Origin of the sequence: Bacillus mycoides, assembly GCF_001757995.1 — a bacterium.
GTDB lineage: Bacteria > Bacillota > Bacilli > Bacillales > Bacillaceae_G > Bacillus_A > Bacillus_A mycoides_B.
The window spans coordinates 1-9,702 of sequence record NZ_LXLV01000136.1; the positions used below are offsets into that span (position 1 = coordinate 1).

The 9,702-nt window shown below is 30.7% G+C and carries 9 protein-coding genes and 2 pseudogenes; 5 read left to right on the top strand and 6 right to left on the bottom strand.

Annotation, left to right across the window (positions count from 1 at the left end):
• Positions 1-80 precede the first annotated feature (80 nt).
• The 3 genes from BWGOE10_RS29280 to BWGOE10_RS29290 form a co-directional block, all read right to left on the bottom strand.
• On the bottom strand, positions 81-1,064 hold the full coding sequence (locus tag BWGOE10_RS29280; RefSeq protein ID WP_070168335.1) for a hypothetical protein: 984 nt from the start codon (positions 1,062-1,064) through the stop codon (positions 81-83).
• Positions 1,065-1,436: 372 nt separating this feature from the next.
• Positions 1,437-2,231 carry a hypothetical protein gene (locus tag BWGOE10_RS29285; RefSeq protein ID WP_070141138.1) on the bottom strand — a complete coding sequence of 265 codons (795 nt, stop codon included), beginning with the start codon at positions 2,229-2,231 and terminating at the stop codon, positions 1,437-1,439.
• A 455-nt stretch (positions 2,232-2,686) separates the two neighbouring features.
• Complete coding sequence (locus BWGOE10_RS29290) at positions 2,687-2,878, bottom strand: hypothetical protein (protein WP_000887514.1); 192 nt, start codon at positions 2,876-2,878, stop codon at positions 2,687-2,689.
• A 112-nt stretch (positions 2,879-2,990) separates the two neighbouring features.
• On the opposite strand from BWGOE10_RS29290, the pseudogene BWGOE10_RS30840 reads away from it, so the two are divergent.
• The 4 genes and pseudogenes from BWGOE10_RS30840 to BWGOE10_RS33670 form a co-directional block, all read left to right on the top strand.
• A pseudogene (locus tag BWGOE10_RS30840) lies at positions 2,991-3,161 on the top strand (tyrosine-type recombinase/integrase); the annotation flags it as partial.
• 13 nt (positions 3,162-3,174) lie between these two features.
• Positions 3,175-4,761, top strand: coding sequence for a tyrosine-type recombinase/integrase (locus BWGOE10_RS29295; RefSeq protein WP_236736011.1), 1,587 nt, complete (start codon positions 3,175-3,177; stop codon positions 4,759-4,761).
• 526 nt (positions 4,762-5,287) lie between these two features.
• A complete protein-coding gene (locus BWGOE10_RS29300) occupies positions 5,288-6,238 on the top strand; it encodes a hypothetical protein (RefSeq protein WP_070141139.1) in 951 nt (316 codons plus the stop codon).
• Between the two features lie 371 nt (positions 6,239-6,609).
• Positions 6,610-6,711 (top strand): annotated as a pseudogene (locus BWGOE10_RS33670) (hypothetical protein); the annotation flags it as partial.
• A 2-nt stretch (positions 6,712-6,713) separates the two neighbouring features.
• On the opposite strand, the gene BWGOE10_RS29305 reads toward BWGOE10_RS33670, so the two are convergent.
• From BWGOE10_RS29305 to BWGOE10_RS29315, 3 genes are all read right to left on the bottom strand, one after another.
• Entirely contained in the window at positions 6,714-7,091 is a 378-nt protein-coding gene (locus BWGOE10_RS29305; RefSeq protein ID WP_070141140.1) for a hypothetical protein, read from the bottom strand.
• 415 nt (positions 7,092-7,506) lie between these two features.
• Positions 7,507-8,031 (bottom strand): hypothetical protein, encoded by a 525-nt coding sequence (locus tag BWGOE10_RS29310; RefSeq protein WP_070141141.1) that lies wholly within the window; start codon positions 8,029-8,031, stop codon positions 7,507-7,509.
• 436 nt (positions 8,032-8,467) lie between these two features.
• A complete protein-coding gene (locus BWGOE10_RS29315; protein ID WP_070141142.1) occupies positions 8,468-9,007 on the bottom strand; it encodes an STM3941 family protein in 540 nt (179 codons plus the stop codon).
• A gap of 353 nt (positions 9,008-9,360) precedes the next feature.
• Here BWGOE10_RS29315 and BWGOE10_RS29320 point away from each other — a divergent pair.
• The coding region (locus BWGOE10_RS29320) for an IS6 family transposase (protein WP_070168374.1) at positions 9,361-9,702 on the top strand (342 nt) is incomplete at its 3' end.

A 9,702-nucleotide genomic window follows, 5' to 3' on the forward strand; every position in this document is an offset into this window, starting at 1 on the left:
TTATTTTACTAACTTATATCATGCTTTCACACCAAACAACAAACGTAAAAAGTGCTTTAGATTTATTCTTTAGGAGATTGTTATTTTATAAGTTCTTCGATGTTATTACTTTTTTTGATTGTTTCTGATGATAGCCAGAGTGAATAACTTGTTCCATCCTTGTTCCTTAAAAATATGTTAAATTCCTTATTATATAGTTCTTCTTTAAGAATAGTGACTACCTTTCTCAAATCCTCTATTACATATGAATCATTTCTATATTTTATCTCACTGTCATTGAAAACTAAAGTCAATTCATACTCTAGACAATTGCCGTCTTTCGGGTGTGAACAAGTAATATCTTCAATTCCAAAACGATCATTTTGAATTTCATTTAACCTTTCGCCTACTTTTGTTTCAGTTTGAATCAAATATGTCCAATAACCCCATACGGTGTTTTTCATTGTTAAAAGCAGTTCTTCTTTCGTTATAACTTTTTGCACATTATTGAAAGGTAAACCTATAGATTCTCCATTATGATCATTAATATCAAGTTCTGTTATCTTTCTATTACTCTTCTGAATGAGTTGAAATAGAGCATATAAACGATCTAATTCTGTTGATTCAAATTGACTATAATCAATCTTGTTACTCGATTTTAAAGTTAATAACAACTCATCAGTTGCTTTTCCTCCTGTATTATCATCAGCCAAAATATATTGAAGAACATTTTCATTTTCAGATTCCTCGTAACCTAACTTTTTAATTTCTTCTAGAATTGGTTTGAATTTCTTATATTCCTCATATGTGTTTTTTCCGTATTGGTATTCATCACCTTTTATTTTTGAGTATAAGAAGCCATCTACCTCTACTCTAAATTGAATATTTTTGTTGTTTTTTTCTTGAACAGTATGGTATGTATGTCCCATATTCCCTTCATGCATAGCGCCCCAATCTGTTACAACAACATCGATTCCATGTTTTTCTTTTATATATTTTTTAACCTGATCTTCATTAGTATTAACACAGCCACTCAAAAATAAGAAACATAACACTAACAACATTACATTTTTCATTCTTTTCATATAACCCCTTATACCCCTTCCTTACGTAAGAAACGTTCCCTGGTTGAACACTGTATAAAAAATTTAAAGGTAAAGCAATCTTTTGAATAGTGTGCTTCATCAGTATGGTATTCTTATTTCGTTATATCTTTGTAAATCCATTTTGAAAAAAGATTAATTAAAACCGACTCTTTCCTTAGGATTGCGTGAACAGTTTTTATAAAAAAGTTTGTTCATTTTCTGTTTATGTTCCTATACAATTACGCCCGTTTATGCAGTTGGGATTTATTTGATATACGTACTTTTTAAACCTTATATGTAGGCCCAGTACCAGCATTACTTTGTCTCTAATTACAGCAACCCTGGTACTGGGCCATGTGTGAATCATCTTCCCTATTCACTTTTTTTAATTACCTTAAATTCACCTGATTTATCTACGCTAAACAAAACATAACTCCCCTTGCCAAAATCCATACCTGAAGAGCTACTTGGCTGCAGTGCTATATTGTAAATGCCTTCTGTTAAAACATTACCTCTGTGAAAATCATTCATAATGCTAAGGATATCTGGTATATTCCCCTTATTTTTTTCTACACTATAATAATAATTAAAGTTCACTACTCCCATATGATAAGAATTGATTTTAGATTCGTTGATTTTCAAAGTTTTGATTAATTTTTTCGTATCTAATTGTTGAGTTTGTTTAAACTTTGTAAGCAATTCTTTTTCCTGTTGTTCATCGATAGTAAAGTTTAAATAGTAATAGAAATTTTGTTTCGCCTTATCAAATGCGTTATTTGATTCACTTAATAAGTTATATTTTTTAATAATTTCATTTGATTGTTTTATAACTTCACTATGTTGTTGGACATAAGCGCCTTTAAATATATCTAAGAAGACATACTTATCATCATCTTGATCTATTTCATAAGAGTTTCGGTCAACAGTTACATATGTAGTGGTATAATATGGTTTTTTTATTTCTATATAAGTTTGAATACCTGTTCCTCCAAGTCGGTTATTATATGCAGAAAGAATTTTAAAATCTCCATCTTTTATCCCATAATGCTCTTTTAAGTTATCTCCTACTGGCTTATGGATTTGTATTTTTGTAAAAATATCAGTAAATAAATATAGTAATATTCCGCTAAATCCTACTATAAAAATAGTTGCTATTACTTTCTTCACTCTCAGTACACCTGCTTCCTATAACAAATAATACTTACAACATTGCATATATTATTTAATCACAATTTATATAGATTTATTCTATTTTTTTGTTTTAGAATGGATATTGTTCTAATTTTTGGTTTGGAATAAAGTTTGATCAAAGCTTCAGGAGTTTTACCCGATGATGCAAAACGGTGCAACTTTTTTTAATTATCAATACCTAAATCGACAATAGACCCATATTTATATTTGGGTTTAATTAGCTATAATAAAATTTATTTCAAGTTATTAAGAACTATAATTCTTGGATATACGTAAAGAACTGACGTACAAAAGAAGACCCCTTACAGTTGCTTTGAAATAAAGTTTGATTAAAATGCATGGGTTGATTTTTTTGAGCTATTTTTTTGAGCTATTTATTTTTGTTATTAAGTTTGACAAGCAAATAGTGAAGATTAGCTCCCTGTTCAGTATTATTTACATTTACTACATAAAATTTCGTTTGCTATCTTAGCTAATACTTTATCTAATTGTCCAACAGGCATATTTTTGTCTTCGGATAATACTAAAGAAACTGCAAATCGTTCACCACGTTCAATTGTTTTACCACATTGTGAACATACTAAATTTACATCTTTAAAATGATTTATTAGTGTATCTAACATATTATTTATTCCTCCTGCTTAATTGTTTAATATAAAAATATATAAAAATATATAAATATCGTTATTTTCATTATACAAAATTAAAAAGAAAAGATGGAGTAAAATTCCAATTCACACCCACGCCACAATATATTATCAGAAAACAAAGAATATTAAACAAGTGCAAGAACGTCTAGGGCACTCTCAAATTCAAACAACAATGAACCTCTACCTCCACCCTTCAGATGAGGAAATAAGAGACGAATGGAAAAAAGCACAGAGTGCTTTTCAAATTAATCAATAGAAATGATGTGAGCATGATACAAATACAACAAATCAACCAAAAACGAGGATTTCACGAGGTTTTACTATCTGAGATGCTGAGCTATCCTAGTAAAACCATACAAGGCGATGGATTAATAACAACTCATCAAATTAAAGATGCTTATTTTATAAAAAATAATACTTGGAATCTTAGTTTCTTGAAAGCTATTCCTCAATTTAAGGAACCAATAAAGAATTATAAAAGCAATGGCCAATATCTGCATTTTAACATCAAAAACCCTGCCATTAAGCTTGAAATAAAATTTGTGTTTCATCAGAAGTTATTTAGGGAGATGTGGTCAATTGCGACTATTTTTAATACGTACAAATCCAACTTAAACAAGTTATCGGTATTTATTAATGAAACCTACCCAAACCTTTCTTCTCTTCAAGATTTGGATATAAATGAAGCTGAACATGAATGGGTTATTTATTTAGAGCGAAATGGAGTTGTCACAGAGCAAACTAAAAACGATATAACTTACGGGAAAATTATATCTAAGAATTCTACTTCTAAGTTCTTACGAACTATTTATACTAATTTTATTTCATTAATCGATGTTCGAGAAGAATGGGAAAAAGATCGCTGGGATGTACGAATACTACATGATAAATATGGCATTTCCTATAATAAGAGTAGATCTGACTATTATTTAAATTTCACAAAAATTAAACATGAAAATATGCGTCAACAGATAAAAAAATATATTCGACAACGTTTACTTATAGATTCATTAGCTCATAGTACGGCAATAGATTATTTAAAAGTCATAAGCATGTTTCTATCTTTTATACTTAAAAACAAACCAAAATGGAATGATTTAAAGAGTTTAGAACGATCCCATATAGAACTATACTTAATTTGGTTATATGAGTATTCTAATAGTAATTTAAAGCAAAAAAATGCAAACCCTAAAAACTATATACGTCTGTCTTTAGCTTATATTGGGAAATTTCTACAAGATATACAGCGATTCGAATATGATATTGCACCTAAGACGCCTTATCAGCAACTACTTTTTCCTGAAGACAGACCAAAAATAGCTAAGAAGCCAATAGAACAAATTGATTATATTCCTGATTACGTGTTGTCTCAACTTTATGCTTGCCTCAATGATTTGCCTGAAGAAACCATACCAGTGGTATGGATAGCCTTTAAAACTGGTTTGCGAATTTCAGATATATTAGGCCTAAATCAAGAGTGTCTAATACAATTGAACGGTAAATACTCAATTATAACTGATATTGAGAAAACATTTGTCAAAGGCCATCGAATTCCTATAGACGAAGAACTTGCAGATATCTTGGCAGTTCTCATTCAGCATTCTATAGAAAATAGTAATAAAGATAATAATCCTGAAAGATATATTTTTATTCGCTACAAAGGTGTAAGGAAAGGTAAGCCATTTAATCAAAAAACTATTCGTGATCACCTAAATAAATTAGCACGTAAAAATAAAATTCTCGACGAAAATGGAGATATTTTTTATTTTAAAATCCATCAATTTCGTCACACATATGCTGTCAAAATGTTAAACGGTGGTGCAGATATTCTAACAGTACAGGAAAAACTTCTGTAATTAAAGGAAAAAGGCAAAACTAAAATAGACGCAGCTCATTCAATTTTTTTTAAAAGAAAGCGTCTAATTCATTGATCAATTATTATAGTTGACTAGATTAAGAAGCTTCAGGTTCTTGCGACGTAACTGTGTATCCAAGACTTTGTAATCTTCGGAATGAATGTCGAATAATTGATTGCTGTCTCTGTTTGTCAAACTAGTCTTCGGCTAAATCTACATACATTTAATGTGAAAAAACATCAAAAACCTCATCAACCAAAGTTTGAAAGAAAAATGGTATCTTTTCAGATTGTTGGCGAAAAAGAACTGACGTTTTAGCAAGGGAGTGTCTTAATTAAACATTGGGTGATGTGCTATCCCTCATGGGGTTGTTTGGCAGGACTGTTCCAATATGTGTTACTATTTAGTTGTTCCATCAATAATTACTAAAATAAGGTAAAATGTGTAGGGATGGAGAGACTAGCGATAAGTTTAGTATCTGAAAAAACTAATTTTACTGGTCAATGAAGGGGGATCTGTATTCGATATGTTAAAAGATGATATTATTTTGGATAAGCTGCAGCAATTTGTTTCTGGGGAATCTATTCAACGCCAAAGTATGAAGACTAGCCTTGCTGATTTTATATTGTCATCTGGTGAAACGTCGAAAGCTGCAAATTGGATAGTTAACTATATCGAGAGCTTATGTCATGACAAGCATGATAAGGGTGTTTACACTCAAATGAACAACCCTGAATTAATTGCTGATTTATTAGAAGTGGCTTATGAAAGTCTGAGTAGGGACGCTGATCTGCAGCCATACGTTACGCAAATCGCACGATTATTGTATATTGACAAAGAGGAACGAGATAAATTAGATTCTGAACGATATGTTCAGTACCGGGCAGCTGTAATGTTGGATGAATTAATTTCCTTAAACGTTTCGTTGCCACCGGAAGTAGTAGAGCTAGTGTTATCGGATTATTATAGAAATGATATACCGACAAAAGAGTTCATTTGCAGTATATGGCGGAGATTGGCTGAAAGAGGCATTAATATATCCAATCATATAAGTTCACTTGTCACCAATGTTAATAACCAAGAATCTTCTACTCTCACTAATAATAGTATACTAGCTTTATGGGCATGCATTCGCAGGGGATTCTTTGATACACCTATCCCTGATAGTAATCTAACTTACCGCGTAGGGCTTTGGCATATGACTACAAACTGTGTTGGTAAACTGAAGAAAAGATACGAGGAACCTACCCGCTCAGTGGCAGTCGGCTGTCTTCTTGAAACTGCAAGGATATACCCGGAGGCTCAATCTTTGATTCTAGAGTGCATGGATAAATGGGGAATTGCAGAACCAAAGCGTCCACGTAGTGATTTTCAACGAGATTTAAAAGAGCTTTTTTCACGTTGCGAAAATCATCCAGGCATAAATTGCTTACCAGAGAATTATGTTATTACTAAAAGAGGAATCATGATTCAATAACGTAAGGATCGTACGAATCAAGTTTGGTTATTTTGAAAAAGTAATTGATAATAAAATAATGATAAAAAGATGTGATTTTTTTGCTTAATAAATGTATTATACTTTAATTAATTCTTTAGGTTGTTATTTATGAGTTCTAGTAATTTTGGGTCATAATAGTAACATTTGGTTACAAGTGAACCTTTTTATTTGTACTAACGGGGACTTTAGCAACTAATAGAGTAACTATTTTGGAATTCTTTAATATTCAACAATCGGGCGCGATTGTTGAACAAGAATTACAAGGGTGATACATATTACACATGACTAATATGTATCACCCTTTATTTTTTATGACTTTTTGCGTTTTAGGTATTGATAATACAATTAGCGGTCGTTGCGATAATTGCGGCAATACCTCATTCAAGAGTTCCGTTAAAGATTTCATCTTTTTAAGAGAATGCCGTCAATGCGGTATGAAGAAAATCATATAGTCCTATCCGGGGCTTTTTTCTTTATCTACTTTTTTAAGTATATTATTGACTACTAAATCAAGATTATAAAAATTGTAATCATGTACTCCATCTGGCAGATTTTTTTGTGCATGTCGTGCCAAATCCAATAAACTTCTAAATAAAAATTCCAGATCATTTGTACTAGTATCTATTTTTTGATGTAAGTTATTTGCAAGGTATCCCTGCATTAAAGTGATTTCTCCTAATAATCGAAATTGAGCATTTTCTTGTTTACGAAAGAACTCAAGTTGCTTCTCAATATCTTCAGGATATTTTTCTTGCACCTCACACCATAAATTCATAAATTCTTTATTTTCATCGTGTCGAATTATTTCTTTTTTAAAAAATTTAGAAAGCATTAAGTACACCCCTTTGTTTTACTGGAAATTTTTTTTTATCTTTATCTATTTTCTGCATATTAAATTAATGTTCCTTCTTTTATCCCCCACAAGGGAGATATGAACGAAGACTAACTTTATGTTTGAATATAAAAAAGTATGTTTTAGAGATGATAACACATAAGTTATAAAATTGGAGAGGATATGTATAGTGTAAGTTTGAATTAAAGTTGGATTAGAAATATTGTATGCACCTTGATTTTACGCCAAACCCAAAGACTCCAATTTGAAAAAAGATTGGTTAAAATGGAGTCCTTTTTTGCTAATTAGTATAAAAATTTTATAAAAAAGTTTGATTGTTTTGTTATCCGTTATTTCACCAACGCCCCCGTTACTTTAAGTACGTTTCGTCACAATCTTAGTCGTTATAATGATTTTAATCATATATTCCCCATTCATACAAAAAATAATGGCTATCAGATTGTCCGAATATACAATCATAAACATACCCCTTTTGTACTTGTATTGTTTCAATATGACTTAATCTAATTAAGAGTTCTTTAATAACTTGTTCTGGTGCATTCACATCAGCTAAATCCCTTTTAAATCTACTTATAAAGTCATCTTTGTTTACTGACTCTATGCTAATACATACTCTTGAATAGTATGTATTAATCCAACCATCTTTTAGTACTGTTAGCCATTGTTCGTCTGAAGGGTCTGGCTCATCACTAATATCCCATTCTTCTCCATCGAACAATTCCTTTTTAAATAGTGCAGAAAATGCCTCTTGAATATTATCAAATTGACCTTTTCTGGCGAATGTTATGTCTACTTGCATTGCATATTCATCTCTAAATTCATATACATCAAATGATAAATTTGACAATCTTACATTTGCAATTTGTCTGGCAAATAAATTGAGATCATCAAACAATCCTTGAATTTCTTTATTCATCATAATCCCCCCTTCTTCCTAAAGTTCTGATATTTTAATTATTGATGTGTAACTAATCTGCGTTGTTGGTTCACTAAGAAAAACGAAGTGTAAGTAATTCCGGTCACTTTGAATTCCTAAATTGAAAGTGACAAAATATCACAACTTTTTTATAAACATTGTGACTTTATTTAAAACATCGCGTCTTTTTATAAACGTACGCGTAAAAGGCGAAAAAGAAAAAGCAAAAGGAATACAAATACATACAAAACTATAAAAAAACGGCAAGCGGATATCACCAGCTTGCCGTTTTTTTATAGCCCAATACATACTCATCAATTAAAGGAGTTATTATTTTAACCTCATATTAAGACTTTATTCCCAAAACTCTTCTTAAAGAAAAAAACTACTTATTTTTAGGTTTTTTCTTTAAGAAGAGTTTTTTATATTTTATATACCGCTATTTCACTTCGTCTTCATAAACTAAAAAACTTAAATTATACTCTTGCAATTTCTCAAACAATACTTCTCCATCGATTTTTAATAAATTCAAATGAATATTAAACGGTATATATCCAGCACGTTTATTTACTCGATACAATCGTTGTCCCTTTGCTGGTATAGAAGCGATATATCGATCCTCAATTTCCTCTTCCATTACAATCCCTAAAAACCTTTGCCCTTGGATTCCATAAGGTAAAAGGCCGAATATATCCTTCAAAGCGATTTTTACAGGATATTTAGGATTGTTAATAATCGTAATATATTCCATTTCTAAAATAACGGCCGGTTTCCTCGCAATAATCTTTTGAATGGTTTTCCAAAGTGTAACTAATACAACTAATGCAAGAACTGCAAATAAAATTCCTATTATAAAATTAAGCTCTTCTAATAAAAATGCAAGTGTTACTATAAATAGAAACATCGCTTCTACTGCTAATATTAAAAGTAATACACCTACTACTTTTACCTTTGATTCATAAACATAATATTTCTCCATATGATTCTCCCTATTAATCCACTTTAACATTTCAATATATCAGTCGTTGTAATACATAATAAATTTTTTCTCATTGCCCCTTGTTAGCTAATACTTTGCGAAATTACAAATCTATTTTTATTAAAATGATTACTTCCCCTTCTCAAATATAGGAACTGTATGTACTCATTCTTTGTTGCGCTTCTCTAAAAATCCTAATTTTGTATGTTATAAGTGATAATTTATTAAATATATATTAACATATTTTTCCGAATTCCAATTTAATTACCTAAAAAAATGTTGGTTCTGGTGCAAAAAATCTCTGAAACTTGGACATACTGATATTACTACTCTACAAAAGGTGTGTGATCAGTATGGAAAAGGAGAATTTGTTCAAATGGAAGCATTATCAGTCTGAACTAATCTTATTAACAGTAAGGTGGTACCTACGGTACAATTTGAGCTTTCGTAACCTGGTGGAAATGATGGAGGAAAGAGGATTATCAATTGCTCACACAACGATTATGCGCTGGGTTCATCAATATGGACCTCAATTAGAAGAGAAAGTACAACATCATCTTAAGTCAACCAATGACTCTTGGAGAGTCGATGAAACATATATCAAAGTGAAAAGTCAATGGATGTACCTGTATCGTGCTGTCGATTCGAAAGGAAATACCATCGATTTTTACCTAAGCAAAGCAAGAAACCACAAG

Bases quoted from the DNA above. Each gene is read 5' to 3' on its own strand.
- BWGOE10_RS29280 (WP_070168335.1), bottom strand. From the start codon at position 1,064: ATGAAAAGAATGAAAAATGTAATGTTGTTAGTGTTATGTTTCTTATTT.
- BWGOE10_RS29290 (WP_000887514.1), bottom strand. From the start codon at position 2,878: ATGTTAGATACACTAATAAATCATTTTAAAGATGTAAATTTAGTATGT.
- BWGOE10_RS29295 (WP_236736011.1), top strand. From the start codon at position 3,175: ATGATACAAATACAACAAATCAACCAAAAACGAGGATTTCACGAGGTT.
- BWGOE10_RS29300 (WP_070141139.1), top strand. From the start codon at position 5,288: ATGTTAAAAGATGATATTATTTTGGATAAGCTGCAGCAATTTGTTTCT.
- BWGOE10_RS29305 (WP_070141140.1), bottom strand. From the start codon at position 7,091: ATGCTTTCTAAATTTTTTAAAAAAGAAATAATTCGACACGATGAAAAT.
- BWGOE10_RS29310 (WP_070141141.1), bottom strand. From the start codon at position 8,031: ATGATGAATAAAGAAATTCAAGGATTGTTTGATGATCTCAATTTATTT.
- BWGOE10_RS29315 (WP_070141142.1), bottom strand. From the start codon at position 9,007: ATGGAGAAATATTATGTTTATGAATCAAAGGTAAAAGTAGTAGGTGTA.